Genomic DNA, 21,936 nt, shown 5'->3' on the forward strand with positions numbered 1-21,936 from the left:
GATTGTAGTTTATATGACTTTTTTTATAATACTTGGTTATGTATCATTAGCATTTAGGATTTATTCATTTATGCTAATTGCATATATCTTAATGTCTTGGGTGCCTGCCGCTCAAAATTCAGCCATTGGACGAATGCTTGAAAAAGTGTGTGAGCCTTATTTGGGGATATTCCGAAAGTTTATCCCACCGCTTGGTATGATTGATATTTCACCAATTGTGGCAATCTTTATGCTGAATTTTATTGAAAGAGGACTTGTGATAGTCATTCAGAAATTATTTCTTATGTTCGTATAAATATAAAATCCTCACGTTTTAGTGGGGGTTTTTTATTTATATTGAAAATAGAAGAAAAGCAGACGTCGCGAATTTTAAAGTGGCTATTCGAGTGAACTCGAAAAAATTTTAATGCCATGATGTCAAAGTACCAATGATTGGGAATACTATGTTTATCCAATCCATGAGGCAAATAGGAACGATGAAAGAGGAGACAACGAGATGGAGCACTTGATTCAGCATTTTCGGAAAGATGAGCAACCTTTTATTGAACAGGTAATAAGCTGGCAGCGGGAGGTAGAGGATCGCTATGCACCTAAGCTGACTGATTTTCTTGATCCAAGACAGCGCTTTATAGTGACATCTATTATTGGACAGGATGACTCAATGAATACATTATGTGCGGGGTTATTTAATGAGGCGGAGAGACAACGTATGCTCATTTATCCAGCCTACTATGAGCCTACAGATAAAGACTTTCAACTGACAGCTTTTACACTTCAGTATCCCGTTAAATTTGTACAATTACGCCATCCTGATGTTTTAGGAGCCTTGTTATCATTAGGGTTAAATCGTAGTAAATTTGGTGATATTCGCGTGAGTGAGCATCAAATCCAATTTGTCGTTGCACGAGAAGTGGCAGAATATGTACGTTTACATTTAACAGGCATTGGTAAAGTAAAGGTACATGTTGAATCCCTTAAAGAACAGGCGCCGCTCCTTATCAATGAAGATGAATGGTTGGAGGAATCTCACACGGTTACATCCATGCGATTAGATGTTATTATGGCAACCGTTTTGAAAGTGTCTCGTCAAAAAGCACAAGCTTTAATTACTGGTAAAAAAGTGCGTGTCAATTGGACAGAGCGTGATGCCGTTGCTTTTGAATTACAAGAAGGGGATATTTTATCGATAAGAGGGAGCGGTCGTTTGAAAATAATTATGACAGAAGGCCGTACAAAAAAAGATAAAATCCGTCTACAAGTCGGTCGATTGGCTCAAAAAAGCTAAAAGAAAAGTAAATTTCATTATTTTATACTGCTAAGTTGTCGGAAGAATTGTATAATAGGAATTACGAATGTACACGAAAAGGAGAGAAGGATAGTATGCCATTATCACCTATTGATATACATAATAAGGAGTTTACAAAAGCTTTCAGAGGATATGCTGAAGATGAAGTAAATGAATTTTTAGATCAAATCATTAAAGACTATGAAATTTTGCTGCGCGAAAAAAAAGAGGTTGATAAGCAACTAGAAATGGCCTTAGAGCAAGCGAGGCATTTTAGCTCTTTAGAAGAAACTTTACAAAAGTCTATTGTGGTTGCACAAGAAGCTGCAGATGAAGTACGTAGAAATTCTCAAAAAGAGGCAAAGCTTATTGTCAAAGAAGCAGAGAAAAATGCTGATCGAATCGTTAATGATGCTTTAACGAAAGCACGTAAGGTTACAATTGAAATTGATGAACTGAAAAAACAATCTAAGGTGTTCCGTAATCGTTTCAAAATGCTTGTTGAAGCCCAGCTTGATTTATTAAATGCAGACGATTGGGATCATTTGCTTCAGTATGATATCGATTTAACAGAAATTCAAGCTTCTGTAGATGAAGCGCAAGAAGCAGAAGATATGTAACTCTCCTATTCATGGAGAGGATCAAATTTAAATGAAACTTGACGCGATTGTTTGAATTTCATATACTTTGTAATAGTAATTATTTTGTACAGACATATGCATAGAAGCAGAGACGAAGACAGTATTTGTTAGGCGTGGTGAAGCGATTTGGGGATAGTGGAAGCCCAAACAAGCAACTAACAATGAACATCACTTCTGAGCTAAATAACTGAAAAAAGTAAGTTATTTCGTGATGCACGACGTTAATGTGCTTGAAAGAGGTAGTGCAACCTATTGGATTGTGCTACAAGTAGGGTGGTACCGCGAGTAGAAGCTTCTCGTCCCTTAGTGGATGAGGGCTTTTTTTATTTGTCCGCGAATTGTTTCAGAAAAGTTAGCCCATAACTGTCGTATGAGAAGAGTGTCGATATGCTTGATGTAAAATAAAGGAGGATTTTTTTATGGTGGAATACAAAGATACTTTATTAATGCCAAAAACGGATTTCCCAATGCGTGGGAATTTACCAGCAAATGAACCAAAAATGCAAGATAAATGGAATGAGATGGATATTAACAAATTACAGATGGAGCGTACAGAAGGTCGTCCAGAATATGTACTTCATGATGGCCCTCCGTATGCAAATGGTGATATTCATATTGGACATGCATTGAATAAAGTATTAAAGGATATGATTACACGTCATCGTTCAATGACTGGTTACCATGTTAATTATATTCCTGGCTGGGATACGCATGGTCTACCTATCGAACAAGCTTTGACAAATAAAGGTGTCAAACGTAAAGAAATGTCAGTAGCAGCTTTCCGTCAACTTTGTGAAGAATATGCATATGAGCAAATTGACAATCAACGAAATCAATTCCGTCGTTTAGGGATCCGTGGTAATTGGGAAAATCCTTATATTACATTGAAACCTGAGTTTGAAGCTCGTCAAATTGAAGTATTCGGAAAGATGGCGGAAAAAGGATATATTTATAAAGGTTTAAAACCAGTATATTGGTCACCGTCTTCTGAATCTGCTCTTGCTGAAGCAGAAATTGAATATAAAGATATTAAATCGCCTTCCATTTATGTAAGCTTTGCTATTAAAGATGCAAAAGGTGTTGTACCAGCAGATGCTAAATTTGTTATTTGGACAACAACTCCTTGGACATTACCAGCAAACTTAGGGATTTCTTTAAATCCTGAGTTCGTTTATGTTGTCGTTGCAGTAGCAAATAAAAAATTCATCATTGCAAAAGATTTATTAGAAACTGTGGCAACTGCTCTTGAATGGGAAGCATATGAAGTTGTTCAAGAAGTGAAGGGTGAAGCATTAGATCGTATTGTCGCTCAGCATCCTTTCTATGATCGTGATTCACTTGTAATGGTAGGGGAACATGTTACTGCTGACGCAGGTACTGGCTGTGTTCACACAGCTCCAGGACACGGGGAAGACGATTATCATATTAGTAAGCAATATGGCTTAGACATTCTTAGCCCACTTGATAACAGTGGCTGCTATACGGATGAAGCACCTGGGTTTGAGGGCGTCTTTTATAATGATGCCAATAAACTAGTGACAGAAAAGCTAAAAGAAGTAGATGCATTAGAAAGTCTTGGTTTCATTTCACACTCATATCCACATGATTGGCGTACAAAAAAACCAGTTATTTATCGTGCCACACCACAATGGTTTGCGTCTGTTGAAGCGTTCCGTGGAGAGCTATTAGAGGCTGTTAAAGCAACTGCATTTACACCAGCTTGGGGAGAAACACGTCTTTACAATATGATTCGTGACCGTGGAGATTGGGTAATTTCTCGTCAGCGTGCTTGGGGTGTACCAATTCCAATTTTCTACGCTGAAAATGGTGAACCAATTATTACACCTGAAACAATTAGCCATATCTCAGCACTATTCCGTGAACATGGCTCAAATATTTGGTTCCAAAAAACAGCAAAAGAGTTGTTACCAGAAGGCTTTACACATCCGGGTAGCCCGAACGGTGAATTTACAAAAGAAAATGATATTATGGACGTATGGTTCGACTCAGGTTCTTCACACCAAGGTGTACTTGTAGAACGTGGCATGAAATACCCTGCTGATCTATATTTAGAAGGCTCTGACCAACACCGTGGATGGTTTAACTCTTCACTTATTACATCAGTAGCTATTAATGGCTTAGCACCATATAAAGGACTTTTAACGCATGGTTTCGTTCTTGATGGTGAAGGTCGTAAAATGAGTAAATCATTAGGGAATGTCATCATTCCACAAAAGGTAATGGATCAATATGGAGCAGATATTCTTCGTCTATGGGTTGCTTCTGTAGACTATACTGCTGACGTGCGAATTTCTATGGATATGTTGAAGCAAGTATCAGAAGTATATCGTAAAATTCGTAACACTTTCCGTTTCCTACACGGCAATATTGCTGATTTCGATCCAACAAAAGATCGTGTAGCCTACGCAGAGCTTCGTGAAATGGATCAATATGTGTATATGCGTTTACAGGATGTCCTAAAAACTGTACGTGCTGCATATAATCGTTATGATTTTGCTGCTGTTTATCATGTTGTGAATAATTTTGTAGCAGTAGAGTTATCTTCATTCTATTTAGATATTGCAAAAGATGTAGTTTACATCGAAGGTTCTGACAACAAAGATCGACGAGCAATGCAAACAGTTATTTATGATACATTAATGACTTTAGTTAAAATTATGACACCAATCATCCCTCATACTACAGATGAAATGTGGTCATACTTACATGCTCAAGGTATTGTAGAGGAAGCTTCTGTTCAATTAACGGACTTCCCAATGGAAAATGTACAAGCTAATTTTGAAAATCTTCGTGCAAAATGGGAAAAAATCATTGATGTACGTGATGATATTTTAAAAGCATTGGAAGAAGCTCGTAATGCTAAAACGATTGGTAAGTCTCTTGAAGCAAAAGTAACAGTATATGCAAAAGAAGATATAGTATCATTATTGAACGATGCAAACATTGATTTTGCACAACTATCTATCGTTTCTGCTTTTGAGGTAGCTACAATTGAAGAAGCACCAGCAGATGCTTTGGTACTTGAACATGTATCCATTGTTGTTGAAAAGGCTACAGGTGAGAAGTGTGAACGTTGCTGGTCTATTACGGAAACAGTTGGTGCGAATGAGGCACATCCGACAGTTTGTGCGCGCTGTGCAGAAGTAGTAGAAAAATATTACGCGTAAGTGGAATCAGTGAATAATAAGAATCTGCTTTCTATGTAGCTTATAAGCAAGTCTCCTTTAAGGGGCTTGCTTTTTTCATGTGGTTTTTGCAGATTCTCGAAAAACTACATCCTATTTAAACAAAATTTCTTTCGTATTGCGGTAGTCTGTTGGCGATATTCCAACATATTTTTTAAAGGTTAGACTGTAATAATTCGGTGTATTGAACCCACAGGTAGAGGAGATTTTATCAACCGTATAATCAAACTTTCGTAAAAAGGGTAAAGTTTTGATAATACGTGTAAAGGCAACATAGTCAACAAAATTGCGACCCGTTTCTCTTTTAAATAGCCTGCTAAAATGTGTTGGGCTAAAGCTTATATATTTCGCAACTTCACTTATAGAAAGCTGTTCGTCAAAATGCTCCTCTATAAATTGAATGGCTTTTTGAAGCTGTGGGTGCTTCGTTAAATCTTCGTAATACCGTATATGAATGTTATCAATAGGCGGTTTTCTTCGAGCTTTTCGTGCCTGAGTATAGGATTCCTTCACTTGCATAGCATCCTGAAATACTCCCCCAACCCCCATGAAAAGGTGGATACAATGGTCCTTTTTTAGTGTCTCGATGACCTCTAATAAAGATGCTTTGCCCTCTGACCAATGCTTGAATGAGTTATAGTCTTTTGGAATTCGCAAAAGAAGAAGTAAATAGCGTTCAAAATGTAAAAAGGACAACGGCGCTTTATCGGCAAATTTCTGCTGAATAACAGTTGTGATAATGCTACACGCATCTTGTGGATGAGCTCTCTGTTCATTTACATCAATATAGCCTTGTATTAAGAACACCATATTAGGAATACAGTTAGTCGATAAAAAGGATGCAGATTGTATGATTTCCTGTTCATTATCGATCTCACCGCGTATCAGACGTTTTAAAAAAGCTTCTCTGAAAGGAGAAGTTTGATGTTGGGAAATTTGTTGTGTCAGTTCGAGCATGGTAAGTGTGCTACCCTTTTTCTCCTGATAGGAAGTGTGTAACTTTTTTACAATTCGTAAAAATTTTGATTTTTGTAATGGTTTGATGAGAAGTGCAGGTAAAACTAATTCAATTGCTATACCAGTCGAGTAGGTGAGGTGTTCTGTAACAATTGGGACAATTATACTATTAGGATAATTTCTTTTTAGTCGCTTAATCTTCACCCAATCAAATAACCGATTGACTTCATAGACAATAAGGGTGTCATCTTCTGGTTTTGGCTCTTTACACTCCATTAAAGCGTTTGGTAAAACTTCTTCTAACCAATCTCTCATTTGTTGCTTATCCAATGAGCTTTCCATAAACCATACCACCTTTAAAATGCTACCAACCCCCAAGAATAAAAATGATAGAAATATTTTAACTTAAAATAGCATTTTTTTGTACTAATACAGCAATATTTTATATCTATATTGAAGTTGAAATAGAATAAAATAATTGTAGTGAATAATAATTTGAAATTTCAGATAATTATTTACTGATACAAATAAAGGGGGAGTTGGCTATGGCAGAAGTAGGGAGTCATGATTATGAATACGTGGAGGCAGGCACCATTGATGTAAAGGATCTTCCACCTCTAGATGCGGAGACAAATAAAATTATGAAAGATGAATTTACAACGGGTTTAGGCTTATCGATATTTTATTTTATATTAATTTTTAGTATCCCTGTTATGAATTGGTTTGCACCAGCATTTGCCTTTAAGAAAATGTGGGGTGGCATGACGGTAACCTGGTTTGTGACAACTGTTGTCATGATGGCGATGGCATTTATTATCGCTTATGTGCATACTGCCATGTACGAAAAACGCCTGAAAAAATATGATTTAGCCAATAAGTAGTTGAAACAAGGGGGATGAGTTGAATGATGGGAGCTCTTTTAGAACCAAAGATGTTAATGACCATTGCATTAATGGGAACGATTGTATACATTACGTATTTAACAAAAAGAAATGCAACTGCATCGGATTTCTTTGTAGGAGGAAGAAGCTTTGGCTGGTTTACAAATGGTTCTGCAATCGGTGGGGATTATTTAAGTGCAGCCACATTCCTCGGTATTGCGGGTTTAACATTTCAACTAGGATATGACGGGGCTTATTATGCTTTTTGTTTCTCAATTGGTTTAACCTTATTAGCTATATTTGTAGCAGGCCCTTTGAGACGATTTGGTGCATTTACGGTAGCGGATTTTTTGGGCTATCGTTTTCATAGTAAACGAGCACGACTAGTAGCGGTTGCGGTAGTATTAGCAATTTCAGGCTTTTATGCAGCTCCGCAACTATTAGGTGCTGCTCAAATTTTAAGTATGTTTTTCGGCACTTCCTATGAATTTGGTATTATCTTTACATGTATTGTCATGATTTTTTATGTAGGTATTGGTGGTATGAAAGGAACAACCATTAACCAAGCTTTGGAGCTGTGGATTCGTCTTGGTGCATTTATTGTGATGCTAGTAGCAGCGGTATACAGTGGCTTGCATTACGATAAAATTCTTGCAGCTATTAATTCCTTTAGCGGTCCTATTACGGGCACATCCCCATATGCTTTAGATGGGAATGATGTTAATTTTGATGGTGCCGCATGGACAGGGACAGGCTTTTATTTCCCAACATTTTGGCAAACGATTAGCATGACGATTGGTTTAGCTTTAGGAACGATTGGACTTCCTCATATTTTATTGCGTTTTTATACGAATCCAAGTGCTAAAGCAGCTCGAAAATCCGCGCTGATGGCTATTGGGATTGCTAGTACATTCTTTTTATTAGCGGTTTATTTGGGTGTTGTTGGTCGTTCAATTTTCATCTCGGGAACAGCGAGTGAAGAGGTTATGCGTGATCTTGTACTGGGCGGAAACAACATGGTGATACCGACTACAGCGCTAGCTCTAGGTGGTAAATGGTTGCTTGGCTTAGTTATAGCGGGGGCATTTGCAGCTATATTCTCCAATCTTTCAGGGCTCTTTATTACAAGCTCTGGGGCACTTGCTCATGATTTGTATGCTAACATTATGAAAAAGGACATTACGCAAAAACAGCGCGTCATTGCTGGGAAATTTGCTATCGTCCTATTGGGTATTTTATATGGGGCCCTGGGGCTTCTTGTTAAGGATGCATCTATCGGTCATTTAGTGGCGCTCGCCTTTACAGTCGCAGCAAGTACATTTACGCCAATATTCATTTTAGGTATTTGGTGGAGAGGCATGACAGAAAAAGGAGCCATTGCGGGATTACTTATTGGACTTGCTGTGTCCATGTGGATGATTTTTTTACCAGGAACTTTACCGAGTTTCTTACAGTTTAAAATTCCAGGGATTGTGACGGTTCCTGTCGGTTTCTTATCAGTGATTATTGTGTCACTATTAGATCGAAAGGTACCTGCTGATGTCAATGATTTTATGAAGCGCGTCCATTCAAAAGAATCTGAAACAGTATAAAACAAGAAGTTTGGCTATTTCTATTGCTCAAAAAGTGATAGAGATAGCTTTTTTGTATTTTCAAGAGATTTGGAATCCGCCATATTTTGATGTGATATTAGTTATTGTCAATGGTGCTGATATGGTAGAATAGGTTAGATGTTGAGCGAACGGAGGAATGTTTGTGTATAAATATTATGGATTGGCTGCCTTTGTCGTCTTATTGGACCAATGGACAAAGTGGTTGATTGTGAAAAATATGGAGTATGGTGAACGTATTGCTGTATTAGACCCATGGTTTGGCATTTTGTCTCATCGTAACAGAGGTGCAGCATGGGGGATGCTAGAAGGGCAAATGTGGTTGTTTAGTATCGTAACAGTTGCCGTTATCTGTGCCATTGTCTATTTTTATCATAGAGAGGCAAAAGGGAAGCCAATTTTTCAAGTGGGCTTAATGCTATTACTTGGTGGAGCAATAGGGAACTTTATTGATCGTATATTTAGAGGAGAAGTGGTCGATTTTGTAGATGTTTTAATTCCAATTATTAAGTATGATTTCCCAATTTTTAATGTGGCAGATGCTGCATTGACGATTGCTGTTGTTATACTTATGATTGGCTTAATTATGGAAGATAAAAAAGAGAAGAAACAGGTGAAACAATGACGCAAGTAACATATACAATCGAAGAACAACAGCAAGGAGAGCGCATTGATAAAGCACTTTCAAGCTTACAATCTGAATGGTCGCGCACGCAGATTGGGAACTGGGTTAGTGACGGAAATATCAAAGTAAATGGCGATGCTGTGAAACCAAAATATAAGGTAAAAGCGGGGGACGTTATTGCTATTGATGTACCAGAAGCTGAACCGCTTGATGTAATCGCAGAAAATCTAGCACTTGATATTGTTTATGAGGATGCTGATGTTCTTGTTGTGAACAAACCAAAGGGTATGGTCGTTCATCCAGCACCAGGGCATTTGACAGGCACGCTAGTAAATGGGTTAATGTATCAATGTAAAGATTTATCGGGGATCAATGGGATTATGCGTCCAGGTATAGTCCACCGTATTGATAAAGATACATCCGGCTTATTAATGGTTGCCAAAAACGATGTAGCTCATGAATCATTAGTGGATCAGCTAGTCAATAAAACTGTTACTCGTAAATATATTGCTCTTGTACATGGGCATATTGCACATGATAAAGGGACTATTGATGCGCCAATCGGTCGTGATCAGAAGGACCGTCAGAAGCAGGCTATTGTTGATAATGGTAAACATGCAGTAACTCATTTCCATGTGGTAGAGCGCTTTGGTGATTATACGCTTGTAGAGTGTCGTCTAGAAACAGGACGAACACATCAAATTCGTGTGCATATGAATTATATCGGCTTCCCGCTTGTTGGAGATCCAAAGTATGGACCGAAAAAGACAATTGATTTTGGTGGACAAGTTCTTCATGCAGCAACGCTAGGCTTCAATCATCCTTCTTCAGGTGAATACTTAGAGTTTGAAACACCACTTCCTGCTGATTATGAGCAATTATTAAATGAATTACGAAATAAGCATTGACGTATACGCAAAGAAAGTCTATACTAACGACAGTGAATGAACAACCTAACTAAATATTCACCTTTAATAGCAGTCCCGAGAGGCTGAGAAGGGTCATGTGATAGTGTTGCAAAAAAATTTGTGCTGCAAATTTTTCAACATGCTTTTTTAACACGTATACAACCCTCTCAGGCTATTCGCCTCGAGAGGTTTTTTTATGGACATATGACCACATTAGATGGTAGAGAGGAGGAAACGAATTTGGCTCAAAATGAATTGTTAGATGGTCCTTCAATGGCACGAGCATTAACACGTATTGCTCATGAAATTATTGAACGTAACAAAGGAATTGATGAATGTATTTTAGTTGGCATTAAAACACGAGGTGCCTTTCTAGCCAAACGCTTGGCACAACGAATTGAAAAGATCGAAGGTAAACCGATTCGTACTGGCGAGCTTGATATTACACTTTACCGCGATGATTTAACAATGAAGCATGAAAATGAACAAGCACATGTTGAGCAAGTTGACATTGAGCATGAAGTGAAAAATCAAAAAATTATTTTAGTCGATGATGTTCTTTATACAGGACGAACAGTTCGCGCAGCACTAGACGCTGTCATGGATTTAGGAAGACCTGGACAAATTCAACTAGCTGTTCTAGTTGATAGAGGTCATCGAGAGCTACCAATCAGAGCAGATTATGTAGGGAAAAATGTTCCGACTTCTGGCTCTGAGCGCATCATTGTCAATTTACAAGATGTGGATGGAGAAGATTGCGTTATTATTTATAAAGAAGACGAACAATAAAGTGAGGAAACAAAATGTCAAATGCAGTATTAGATATTAAGGATAAACCAACCCCACTTCAGCTAGTGACATTAAGCTTCCAGCATATGTTTGCGATGTTTGGTTCAACAATCTTAGTGCCACAGTTAGTAGGTCTTAGCCCTGCAATTGCCCTTTTAACAAGTGGGATTGCAACAATATTCTTCCTATTAATTACAAAATTTCAGGTACCGGCTTACTTAGGCTCCTCCTTTGCCTTTATTGCTCCCATATTATTGGCGGCAGGCGGTTTGAACGAGGATGGCTCCAGTGTAAACCCAGGAAATGCCATGATTGGCGCAATGGCTGTCGGAATCACCTACGGAATCGTATCCTTAATCATTTGGAAAAGTGGTTATAAGTGGATCATGAAAATTTTACCACCGATTGTAGTTGGACCAGTAATCATGGTTATTGGATTAGGCCTATCGGGTACGGCTGTGAATATGGCGATGAATGTCAATGGGGAGTATAGCTTTTTACACTTCTCAGCAGCTTTAGTCACAGTGTTTACAGCGATTATCTTCACGATTTTCTTTAAAGGAATTTTAAGTACAATGCCAATTTTGATGGGCTTAATCGTTGGCTATGTTTACTCCATGATTGTCGACATTGTAGATTATACACCGATTGCCAACGCAAAATTCTTTGCTATGCCAGACTTCTTGCTACCCGGTGTGCATTATGAATTTGAAATCACAACAAAAATTCTACTTGTCATGGTACCAATCGTGATTGTAACGATTTCTGAACATATTGGTCATCAGCTTGTATTAGGGAAAGTAGTTAACCGTGATTACATTAAGGAACCTGGTTTACACCGCTCCCTACTAGGTGATGGACTTGGCACATTCGTAAGTGCGCTAATCGGTGGTCCACCTAAAACAACTTACGGTGAAAATATTGGAGTTCTAGCAATTACTCGTGTTTATAGTGTGTACGTTATCGCAGGTGCTGCAATAGTAGCCATCTTACTATCATTCTTCGGGAAAGCAATGGCAGTGATTGCAACTATTCCAACCGCAGTACTAGGTGGGGTGTCCATCTTGCTCTTCGGTATTATTGCAGCTAGTGGTTTACGTATGCTAGTAGATAATCATATTGATTTCGGGAATAGTCGTAATCTAGTAATTGCTTCAGTGATTTTAGTCATCGGGATTGGCGGAGCGAAGTTCGTCATTTCAGAATCATTAAGTATTGAAGGAATGGCACTAGCCGCTATCATCGGGGTGCTATTGAATGCCATATTACCAGGTAAGAAAGAAGCCGAAAAACCTGTACCATACAATCAAAATAAAAATTCATAGTAGTACCTTTTAATGAATTGTCCAGAGAGGCAAAAAAAGGGAAGTTGTGGATAGACTAAAGTAAGGATGATTTCCTGCTGTAGTTTGTCACGCCTCCTTATGCCTCGTTGATGACATCAACGGGGCTTTTACTTTATGAAAAGAACGTCATACATAGACGTTCATGACATACAACCTTATGGGGGGTCACATGATGAAGAACTTATTATCGATGGAACATTTAACAACAGAAGAGATTAACCACATCCTAGATCTTGCGCAAGCGTTTGAAAATGGTGAAACATCATCGTTATCTCGGATATACAACGTTGCCAACTTATTTTTCGAACCAAGTACACGGACAAAATCAAGCTTCGAAATGGCTGAGCATAAAATTGGCTGTCATATCATCCCTTTCGACGCTGGATTTTCGAGTGTGACTAAAGGGGAAACATTGTACGATACGGTCAAAACTTTAGAAATGATTGGTTTAGATGCAGTCATTATTCGAGCATCAGAAGATGAATATTATAATGAGCTACTAAATGGTATTAATGTAGCTATCATCAATGCAGGAGACGGCGCAGGGCAGCATCCATCCCAATCATTATTGGATCTATATACGATAAAAAAAGAGTTTGGTTATTTTGAAGGGCTGAATATTACGATTGTTGGGGATATCTCACATAGTCGAGTAGCAAAATCAAATGCCCATGCATTACAACGTTTAGGGGCAAATGTTCACTTCCTTTGTCCAGAAGAATGGTCAGGAGGATTTGAAGCTCATCATTCTTGGGATGATTTAATCGAGAATAGCGATGTCATTATGCTATTACGTGTGCAACATGAACGTCATAAAGTAAATAAAAGCTTTTCGAAAGAAGGCTACCATCAAGAATACGGCTTAACAATTGAACGAGAAAAGCAAATGAAAGAATCAGCTATTATTATGCATCCAGCACCAGTGAATCGTGATGTAGAAATTGCTACTGAGCTTGTAGAGTGTGGACGTTCTCGAATTTTCGAGCAGGTACGAAATGGAGTCTACACACGGATGGCCATTGTGGAAACCATTTTAAGGGGGAGAGAATAACATGACGAAAGTACTTCAAAATGTGCAAATGTTAAATGAACAAGGTGAGCTGCAAACAGTCAATATCGCCATGGCAGAAGGAATAATTACAGCAATTGGCCAAGATGTAACGGTAGTAGGTGCGGAGGTTATTGAGGGTAAAGGCTTTATTGTAGCGCCAGGCTTTGTCGATGTGCATACACATTTACGAGAGCCAGGCTTTGAACATAAAGAAACAATCGCAACAGGGTCTGCCTCAGCAGCAAAAGGTGGCTTTACGACAATTTGCGCCATGCCAAATACAAAGCCGGTACCAGATTCAGTGGAAAACATGCAGCTTATTAATGGGCTGATCAAAGAAAGTGCTGTTATTCGAGTACTCCCATACGGTTCGCTAACAAAGGATATTTCTGGGGAAGTTCGAACAAATGTGGAGGAGTTAAAGGCGCATGGAGCTGTAGCGTTCTCAGATGATGGCGTAGGAATTCAGCTTGCTTCAACCATGTATGAGCAAATGAAGGATGCTGCCCAGCACGATATGGTAGTTGTAGCGCATTGCGAGGACAATTCATTAATTTATGATGGGGTTATGCATGAAGGAAAGCGGAATAAGGAGCTTGATCTTCCAGGGATTCCTTCCATTTGCGAATCCGTTCAAATTGCACGAGATGTACTGCTTGCTGAGGCTGCAGGTGCACGCTACCATGTTTGTCACGTATCAACAAAAGAATCTGTTCGTGCGGTAAGAGATGCAAAGGCAGCCGGAATTCGTGTAACAGCTGAGGTTTGTCCGCATCATTTATTACTTGAAGAAATGGATATTCCATCTGATGATGCGAACTGGAAAATGAATCCACCGTTGCGTGGGGCTGATGACAAAGATTCGCTACATGCCGCACTACTTGATGGGACTATCGATTGTATCGCGACAGATCATGCGCCACATACAGTGGAAGAAAAATGCTGTGGTATGGTGGGCGCACCATTTGGCATTGTAGGTTTCGAAACAGCCTTTCCACTACTCTATACACAATTTGTTGAAATAGGAAAATGGACTTTAAAACAATTAATCGACTGGATGTCCGTGAAAGCAGCTGAAATTTTTGATCTACCATATGGCACATTAGCAGTTGGTGCTTCAGCGGATATGATTTTAATAGATATTCAAAAAGAACAAACAATTGATGCGGAAGGCTTTGTATCAAAAGGACGTAATACACCATTTAACGGTTGGGTTGCAAAAGGTTGGCCGGTACTAACCATTTTTGAAGGAAATATCGTATATCAGGAGGCAGAGTAATGAAAAAACGTTTACTAGTTTTAGAGGATGGCACAGTATTTACAGGTACAGCATTTGGGAGTGATCGTGCTTCACAGGGTGAGGTTGTATTTACGACAGGTATGACAGGGTATCAAGAAACAATTTCAGACCCTTCATTCTACGGTCAAATTGTTACATTGACGTATCCAATGGTAGGAAACTACGGCATTAACCGAGATGATTTTGAGTCCATCACGCCAGCTATACGTGGATTTGTGGTACGCGAACTAGCTAAAACGCCTTCTAACTTCCGTTGCGATTTAACATTAGATGACTATTTAACATCGAAAGATATTCCTGGTATTGAGGGAATTGATACGCGTAAATTAACACGTATTATTCGTAGTAAAGGATCAGTAAAGGCGATTTTGACAGCAGCCGATGAAGAAGTAAATGTGAGTGAGGTTATCGCGCAATTGCAAACGACACCAGCTATAACACACCATGTACGTGAAGTATCGCCAAAAGCTGCCTATCCATCACCTGGACGAGGTAAACGAGTGGTCTTAATTGACTACGGCATGAAACACGGCATTCTTCGTGAATTAAATAAACGTGATTGTGATGTACTAGTCGTTCCTTACAATACGTCAGCTGAAGAAATTTTAGCTTGGCATCCAGATGGCATCATGCTATCAAACGGACCAGGAAATCCAGAAGATGTCCAAGAAGGTATCGAAACAGTACGTAACTTAATCGGAAAAGTGCCAATGTTCGGTATTTGCTTAGGTCATCAAATCTTTTCGTTAGCGAGTGGAGCGAAAGCCTTTAAACTACCATTTGGACACCGTGGTGGCAATCATCCAGTAAAAGATTTACGCACAGGTCGTACAGATTTAACATCTCAAAATCACGGCTACGCTATCGATATCGAATCATTACAAGATACTGATTTAGAATTAACGCATATCGCCTTAAATGACGGTACATGTGAGGGTGTACGTCATAAAAAATATCCAATTTTCACAGTACAATACCACCCAGAAGCATCACCAGGACCAGAAGATTCAAACCACTTATTTGATGAATTTATCGAAATGATGGAAGTAGAAGCAGGGAAGGGGAAACAACATGCCTAAACGTACAGATATTGAAACAATTTTAGTAATCGGCTCAGGCCCTATCGTCATCGGACAAGCAGCAGAATTTGACTACGCAGGAACACAAGCTTGTTTGTCATTAAAAGAAGAGGGCTACCGTGTTATCTTAATCAACTCAAACCCTGCCACAATTATGACTGATACAGAAATTGCGGATAAAGTTTATATCGAACCGATTTCTCTTGATTTTGTCTCTCGCATTTTACGTAAAGAACGCCCAGATGCTATTTTGCCAACGCTTGGTGGTCAAACTGGTCTGAATATGGCGATTGAATTAGATCAATCAGGCATCTTAGATGAGCTTGGTATAGAAATTCTTGGAACAAAATTAGATGCTATTCATAAAGCAGAGGACCGAGATTTATTCCGTAACTTAATGTACGAATTGGGTGCTCCAGTACCTGAGTCTGATATTATCCATTCCTTAGACGAAGCGAAAAAGTTTGTAGTCAAAATTGGTTACCCTGTTATTGTTCGTCCAGCCTTTACGCTAGGTGGTACAGGAGGCGGTATTTGCTACAATGATCAGGATTTAGAGGAAATCGTAACATCAGGCCTTAAATATTCACCCGTAACACAATGCTTACTAGAAAAATCAATTGCAGGCTATAAAGAGATCGAATATGAAGTAATGCGCGATGCAGTCGATAATGCCATTGTGGTATGTAATATGGAAAATGTTGACCCAGTAGGAATTCACACAGGTGATTCGATTGTAGTAGCACCGACTCAAACACTATCAGATCGTGAAAATCAAATGCTACGTAATATTTCATTAGATATTATCCGAGCGTTAAAAATCGAAGGTGGCTGTAACGTACAGTTAGCACTAGATCCATATAGCTTCAACTACTATGTAATTGAAGTAAATCCACGTGTATCACGTTCTTCTGCTTTAGCCTCTAAAGCAACAGGCTATCCAATTGCCAAGCTAGCAGCAAAAATTGCAGTTGGTTTAACATTAGATGAAATTAAAAACCCTGTAACAGGATCAACATATGCTTGCTTTGAGCCTGCTCTAGACTATATTGTCGCTAAAATCCCACGCTGGCCATTCGATAAATTCGAATCAGCTAAGCGTAATCTTGGCACGCAAATGAAGGCTACTGGTGAAGTGATGGCGCTAGGCCGTACATTCGAGGAAGCGATGTTAAAAGCGGTTCGTTCACTTGAAACAGGTCAAGTTCACTTAGAGCTAAAGCATCCTGAAGACAACTCTGATTCTTGGATCGAAAAACGTATCCGCAAGGCTGGGGATGAGCGTTTATTCTTCATCGGGGAAGCATTACGCCGTGGTGTGACAATTGAACAAATCCATGAATGGTCAGCCATTGACTTATTCTTCTTAAATAAATTTAAAAACATTGTAGATATGGAACAAACACTAGTTGACCATAAAGATGATCAAGAAGTGCTACGTACGGCAAAACGCTTAGGCTTTGCCGATAAGAAAATTGCTGAGCTTTGGAACACGACAGAAGAAGCAATCTACGCATATCGTAAAGAGCATGGAATTATTCCTGTCTATAAAATGGTTGATACATGTGCAGCAGAGTTTGAATCTGAAACACCTTACTTCTACGGCACATACGAGGAAGAAAACGAATCGATTAAGTCAGAAAAACCGTCTGTAGTAGTACTAGGTTCAGGACCGATTCGCATCGGGCAAGGGGTAGAATTCGACTATGCTACTGTCCATTCAGTATGGGCCATTCAAGAGGCAGGCTATGAAGCAATCATTATTAACTCAAATCCAGAAACAGTGTCTACGGACTTCTCAATTTCTGATAAATTATACTTCGAGCCATTAACAATCGAGGATGTTATGCATATTATCGACTTAGAACAGCCAATCGGAGTTGTTGTTCAATTCGGTGGTCAAACAGCGATTAATCTTGCTGATAAGTTAGCTGCAAATGGTGTGAAAATCTTAGGAACTTCTCTAGAGGATATCGACCGTGCAGAAAACCGCGATAAATTCGAACAAGCTTTACGAGACTTAGATATTCCACAGCCACAGGGTGAAACAGCGGTTTCTACAGTGGAAGCACTTGCCATTGGTGAGCGTCTAGGCTTCCCAGTACTTGTTCGTCCTTCCTATGTGCTAGGTGGACGCGCGATGGAAATTGTTTACAATCAAGAAGAGTTAAAGCACTACATGGAGAACGCAGTGGAAGCATCTCCAGATCATCCGGTTTTAGTGGACCGTTATCTAACAGGTCAGGAAATTGAAGTAGATGCTATCTGTGATGGAGAAAATGTATTAATCCCAGGTATTATGGAACATATTGAGCGCGCAGGGGTACACTCTGGTGACTCTATATCAGTTTACCCCCCACAGAAATTAACACAGCATCAAAAGGATACATTAGTAGACTATACAACACGTCTTGCAAAAGGTCTTGGAATCGTTGGCTTAATGAACATTCAATATGTAATTTCCCAAGGTGAGGTATTTGTCATCGAGGTGAATCCACGTTCATCACGTACAGTACCATTCTTAAGTAAAATTACAAATATCCCTATGGCTAATATTGCAACGAAAGCTATTTTAGGGAAATCAATTGTCGAGCAGGGCTATCCAACAGGGTTAGCGCCTGAACAAAAAGGTGTATTTGTGAAAGTTCCGGTGTTCTCATTTGCCAAATTACGCCGTGTAGATATAACATTAGGCCCTGAAATGAAATCTACTGGGGAAGTAATGGGCAAAGATGCAACTTTAGAAAAAGCACTTTATAAAGGTTTAGTTGCAGCTGGAATGGAAATTCGCACAGAAGGAACAGTATTGTTTACAGTATCTGATAAGGATAAAGAAGAAGCAATCGCATTAGCGAAACGTTTCTCAACAGTAGGCTATCGCATTGTAGCGACTGAAGGAACAGCAAAAGCATTTGAAGAAGCTGGAGTGCGCACAGATGTCGTTGGCAAGATTGGTGCGAAAGGACAAACACTGATCGATCTGATCCAAAATGGTGAAGCTCAGCTTGTTGTTAATACATTAACAAAAGGTAAGCAACCAGCTCGAGATGGTTTCCGAATCCGTCGTGAGTCTGTAGAAAATGGCGTACCTTGTCTCACATCATTAGATACAGCAGAAGCAATGGTACGTGTCATCGAATCTATGACATTTACAGCAGAGGAAATGCCAAAAGCGGAGGTAGTACACTAATATGATACGTCAAGAGAAAATGACGGTCGTCTCTCAAAAGCAAATTGCGACAAACATTTTCGAACTGACACTTCATGGTCAACTGGTTCAGGATATGACTCCTGGCCAGTTTGTCCATGTAAAGGTGTCGGATTCATTGGAGCCGCTTTTACGTCGACCGATTAGTATTGCAAATATAGATAAAGACAACAATGAATTTACAATGATCTACCGTGCTGAGGGTCGTGGTACCAAAGTGTTAGCGACAAATCGTGAAGGTCAACAGGTCAACGTCCTTGGTCCAATTGGCAATGGTTTCCCAGTAGACGCAGTAAAAGAGGGAGGAACAGCCCTGCTAGTTGGTGGAGGAATCGGAGTGCCTCCACTACACGAGCTTTCCAAGCAATTAAACGCACGTGGTGTTAAAACAATACATGTGCTCGGCTTTCAAACGGAAGATGTATGCTTCTACGAGGAAGAATTCAGTGCCCTTGGAGAAACGCACTATGTAACGGTTGACGGTTCTAAAGGGACAAAAGGCTTTGTGACAAATGTGTTAGAGTCCCGAGCACCTGAATTCGATATCTTTTATTCTTGTGGTCCTCTACCAATGTTAAAAGCGCTTGAAGGCTTCTATCCAGAAAAAGAAGGATTTTTATCATTTGAAGAGCGTATGGGCTGCGGTATTGGTGCTTGTTTTGCATGTGTCTGCAAAACAACCGATCAAGTAGCAAAAGATTATGTCAAAGTATGCTCTGATGGTCCAGTTTTCCCGAAAGGTACGGTGGCATTATGAGTCGTTTAAACATTCAATTACCAGGTTTAGAATTAAAAAACCCTATTATGCCAGCTTCCGGCTGCTTTGGCTTTGGACGTGAATATGCACAGCTTTACGATCTATCTAAGCTAGGGGCAATCATGATTAAAGCAACAACAGTTGAAACTCGTGCAGGTAATCCAACGCCGCGTGTAGCTGAAACAGCAGCAGGGATGTTAAATGCAATTGGCCTACAAAATCCAGGCATTGAAAAAGTGATGAATGAGGAATTAAAATTTTTAGAGGGCTATGATGTGCCAATCATTGCCAATGTGGCCGGAACGGAGACTGAGGATTATGTAGAAGTAGCAAGACGTATTTCGGCAGCACCTAATGTCCAAGCTCTAGAGCTGAATATTTCTTGTCCAAATGTTAAGTGTGGTGGCATTCAATTTGGGACTGACCCTACCACAGCGCGAGAGCTTGTTAAAGCGGTTAAAGCTGTATCCACTGTTCCTGTTTATGTGAAGCTATCACCGAATGTAACGAATATCGTAGACATTGCTTTGGCTGTGGAAGCGGGTGGCGCAGATGGTATAACAATGATTAACACATTAGTAGGTATGCGTTTAGATGAGCGGACAGGGAAACCAGTCATCGCGAATGGCACAGGTGGCCTATCGGGCCCTGCTGTAAAGCCCGTAGCCATCCGAATGGTTTATGAAGTATACAAGGCTGTCAATATTCCGATTATTGGCATGGGAGGTGTGACAGAAGCACAGGATGTCATTGATTTTATGTCCGCAGGTGCTTCGGCTGTAGCAGTAGGCACAGCAAATTTTGTAGACCACTTCGTTTGCCCAAATATTATTGATGAATTACCAGCAAAACTTGACGCACTTGGAGTAGAACATATAACAGATATTATTGGAAGGAGCCATCGTTAATGAATACTAAACCTATACTAGCATTAGATTTTCCAGGAGAAAAAGAAGTATTCGATTTCTTAAAGCACTTCCATGAGCCTCTTTTCGTGAAAATTGGTATGGAAATATATATGCAAGAAGGACCTGATATTGTTCGCAAAGTAAAAGAATTAGGTCATGATATTTTTCTTGATTTAAAACTGCATGATATCCCGAATACAGTAGGCTCTGCTATGAAGGGCTTAGCAAAACTAGGAGTAAATTTAGTGAATGTCCATGCGGCAGGTGGTCGTCCAATGATGGAGGCTGCCCTAGAAGGTCTAGAAGCCGGAACATCTGCTGGCAAGGAACGTCCAGCATTAATTGCCGTAACACAATTAACTTCCACAACAGAGGAGCAAATGCAGGCAGAGCAAAGAATTACTTTATCCTTACAGGAGTCTGTTCTACATTATGCACGTCTCACAAAACAAGCTGGCTTACAAGGTGTCGTTTGTTCAGTACACGAGGCGAAGGCAATAGCTGAAGTGTGTGGTGATGATTTTCTTCGTGTAACACCTGGGATTCGTTTAGCAGGTGGCGCTGCACACGATCAAAAACGTATTGCCACACCGGATGGGGCAAAGCGTGATGGTTCTTCACTCATTGTTGTTGGACGTGCTGTAACAGGTGCACAGGATCCAGTAGCGGCATATAAAATCGTAAGTGAATTATGGGAGGCATAAATAATGACATTACAAAATGAAATTGCACACGCTATGCTAAAGGTGGGTGCTGTAGAATTAAATCCAACTGAATTATTTACATGGGCATCTGGTATTAAATCACCTATATACTGTGATACACGTTTAACAATCTCGGACCCTATTATTCGTAAACAACTTGCAAATGGCTTAGCAGCTGTAATTAAAGAAAATTTTGGTGCGACGGAAATAGTAGCAGGTACAGCAACAGCAGGTATTCCACATGCAGCATGGGTAAGTGATATTTTAGAATTACCAATGGTTTATGTACGCTCTAAAGCGAAAGAACATGGCCGTGGCAATCAAATTGAAGGAAAATACGCAGCGGGTCAAAAAGTAGTTGTAGTAGAGGATATCGTCTCAACAGGTGGTTCTTCGATCACGGCAGTTGAAGCATTACGTGCAGCAGGTTGTGAAGTACTAGGAGTTGTTTGTGTCTACACATATAATCTCCCACGAGCTGAACAAGCATTTGATGAAGCAGGCATCCAATATGTCTCATTAACTAACTTCGATTATCTGATTGAAGCAGCAAATGAATCAGGTGCGATTAAAGAAGATGATATTCCATTCTTAAAAGAGTGGCATGCAAAATTAAAGGCAGGAGAGCTATAATGAAAAGCTGTTCTATAGGTTATTTGACCTGTAGAACAGCTTTTTTCT

At 39.6% G+C, this 21,936-nt stretch carries 19 protein-coding genes and 1 other annotated feature; of the genes, 18 read left to right on the plus strand and 1 reads right to left on the minus strand.

The genetic code is table 11. The annotated features are described in order from the left end of the window. Window positions 1-13: 13 nt before the first annotated feature. From AC1Q6O_RS03205 to ileS, 4 genes are all read left to right on the plus strand, one after another. Window positions 14-295 carry a YggT family protein gene (locus AC1Q6O_RS03205; RefSeq protein WP_008173852.1) on the plus strand — a complete coding sequence of 94 codons (282 nt, stop codon included), beginning with the start codon at window positions 14-16 and terminating at the stop codon, window positions 293-295. A 201-nt stretch (window positions 296-496) separates the two neighbouring features. Next, the gene (locus AC1Q6O_RS03210) at window positions 497-1,285 is read left to right on the plus strand and encodes a YlmH family RNA-binding protein (RefSeq protein WP_239354247.1); all 789 of its coding nucleotides are present in this window, start codon (window positions 497-499) and stop codon (window positions 1,283-1,285) included. A gap of 95 nt (window positions 1,286-1,380) precedes the next feature. Continuing rightward, window positions 1,381-1,905, plus strand: coding sequence for a DivIVA domain-containing protein (locus tag AC1Q6O_RS03215; protein WP_036226342.1), 525 nt, complete (start codon window positions 1,381-1,383; stop codon window positions 1,903-1,905). 100 nt (window positions 1,906-2,005) lie between these two features. Further along, window positions 2,006-2,233 (plus strand) — a binding site (T-box leader). A gap of 112 nt (window positions 2,234-2,345) precedes the next feature. Beyond that, entirely contained in the window at window positions 2,346-5,114 is a 2,769-nt protein-coding gene (gene ileS / locus AC1Q6O_RS03220; RefSeq protein ID WP_275443942.1) for an isoleucine--tRNA ligase, read from the plus strand. 111 nt (window positions 5,115-5,225) lie between these two features. Here the strand turns inward: ileS and AC1Q6O_RS03225 are convergent, their stop codons facing one another. Continuing rightward, a complete protein-coding gene (locus tag AC1Q6O_RS03225) occupies window positions 5,226-6,431 on the minus strand; it encodes an AraC family transcriptional regulator (protein WP_043989666.1) in 1,206 nt (401 codons plus the stop codon). A 203-nt stretch (window positions 6,432-6,634) separates the two neighbouring features. Here AC1Q6O_RS03225 and AC1Q6O_RS03230 point away from each other — a divergent pair, with 203 nt between their 5' ends. From AC1Q6O_RS03230 to pyrE, 14 genes are all read left to right on the plus strand, one after another. Continuing rightward, complete coding sequence (locus tag AC1Q6O_RS03230; RefSeq protein WP_008173844.1) at window positions 6,635-6,970, plus strand: hypothetical protein; 336 nt, start codon at window positions 6,635-6,637, stop codon at window positions 6,968-6,970. Window positions 6,971-6,993: 23 nt separating this feature from the next. Continuing rightward, window positions 6,994-8,562 carry a sodium/solute symporter gene (locus AC1Q6O_RS03235; RefSeq protein ID WP_008173842.1) on the plus strand — a complete coding sequence of 523 codons (1,569 nt, stop codon included), beginning with the start codon at window positions 6,994-6,996 and terminating at the stop codon, window positions 8,560-8,562. Between the two features lie 163 nt (window positions 8,563-8,725). After that, window positions 8,726-9,205: a signal peptidase II gene (gene lspA, locus AC1Q6O_RS03240; RefSeq protein ID WP_025113863.1), complete on the plus strand. Its 480-nt coding sequence runs from the start codon at window positions 8,726-8,728 to the stop codon at window positions 9,203-9,205. Then, the gene (locus AC1Q6O_RS03245; protein WP_008173836.1) at window positions 9,202-10,113 is read left to right on the plus strand and encodes an RluA family pseudouridine synthase; all 912 of its coding nucleotides are present in this window, start codon (window positions 9,202-9,204) and stop codon (window positions 10,111-10,113) included. Before lspA ends, AC1Q6O_RS03245 begins: the two co-directional genes overlap by 4 nt. Window positions 10,114-10,353: 240 nt before the next feature. Beyond that, the gene (gene pyrR / locus AC1Q6O_RS03250; RefSeq protein WP_025113865.1) at window positions 10,354-10,902 is read left to right on the plus strand and encodes a bifunctional pyr operon transcriptional regulator/uracil phosphoribosyltransferase PyrR; all 549 of its coding nucleotides are present in this window, start codon (window positions 10,354-10,356) and stop codon (window positions 10,900-10,902) included. Between the two features lie 14 nt (window positions 10,903-10,916). Next, complete coding sequence (locus tag AC1Q6O_RS03255) at window positions 10,917-12,227, plus strand: uracil-xanthine permease family protein (protein WP_089985285.1); 1,311 nt, start codon at window positions 10,917-10,919, stop codon at window positions 12,225-12,227. Window positions 12,228-12,420: 193 nt separating this feature from the next. Beyond that, window positions 12,421-13,299: an aspartate carbamoyltransferase catalytic subunit gene (locus AC1Q6O_RS03260; protein ID WP_107921521.1), complete on the plus strand. Its 879-nt coding sequence runs from the start codon at window positions 12,421-12,423 to the stop codon at window positions 13,297-13,299. A gap of 1 nt (window position 13,300) precedes the next feature. Beyond that, entirely contained in the window at window positions 13,301-14,578 is a 1,278-nt protein-coding gene (gene pyrC, locus AC1Q6O_RS03265) for a dihydroorotase (protein ID WP_239354252.1), read from the plus strand. Further along, window positions 14,578-15,678, plus strand: a complete 1,101-nt coding sequence (locus tag AC1Q6O_RS03270) for a carbamoyl phosphate synthase small subunit (RefSeq protein WP_008173828.1) — start codon at window positions 14,578-14,580, stop codon at window positions 15,676-15,678. Before pyrC ends, AC1Q6O_RS03270 begins: the two co-directional genes overlap by 1 nt. Continuing rightward, the gene (carB, locus tag AC1Q6O_RS03275) at window positions 15,671-18,868 is read left to right on the plus strand and encodes a carbamoyl-phosphate synthase large subunit (RefSeq protein ID WP_008173826.1); all 3,198 of its coding nucleotides are present in this window, start codon (window positions 15,671-15,673) and stop codon (window positions 18,866-18,868) included. The genes AC1Q6O_RS03270 and carB overlap by 8 nt, the downstream gene beginning before the upstream one ends. Window position 18,869: 1 nt before the next feature. After that, complete coding sequence (locus tag AC1Q6O_RS03280; RefSeq protein ID WP_008173824.1) at window positions 18,870-19,643, plus strand: dihydroorotate dehydrogenase electron transfer subunit; 774 nt, start codon at window positions 18,870-18,872, stop codon at window positions 19,641-19,643. Beyond that, the gene (locus AC1Q6O_RS03285; RefSeq protein ID WP_008173823.1) at window positions 19,640-20,551 is read left to right on the plus strand and encodes a dihydroorotate dehydrogenase; all 912 of its coding nucleotides are present in this window, start codon (window positions 19,640-19,642) and stop codon (window positions 20,549-20,551) included. The genes AC1Q6O_RS03280 and AC1Q6O_RS03285 overlap by 4 nt, the downstream gene beginning before the upstream one ends. Then, window positions 20,551-21,255 (plus strand): orotidine-5'-phosphate decarboxylase, encoded by a 705-nt coding sequence (gene pyrF / locus AC1Q6O_RS03290; RefSeq protein WP_239354253.1) that lies wholly within the window; start codon window positions 20,551-20,553, stop codon window positions 21,253-21,255. The genes AC1Q6O_RS03285 and pyrF overlap by 1 nt, the downstream gene beginning before the upstream one ends. Before the next feature lie 3 nt (window positions 21,256-21,258). Further along, the gene (gene pyrE, locus AC1Q6O_RS03295; protein WP_008173819.1) at window positions 21,259-21,888 is read left to right on the plus strand and encodes an orotate phosphoribosyltransferase; all 630 of its coding nucleotides are present in this window, start codon (window positions 21,259-21,261) and stop codon (window positions 21,886-21,888) included. Window positions 21,889-21,936: the final 48 nt, after the last annotated feature.

Source organism: Lysinibacillus sp. GW823-FHT06C08 (assembly GCF_058795135.1).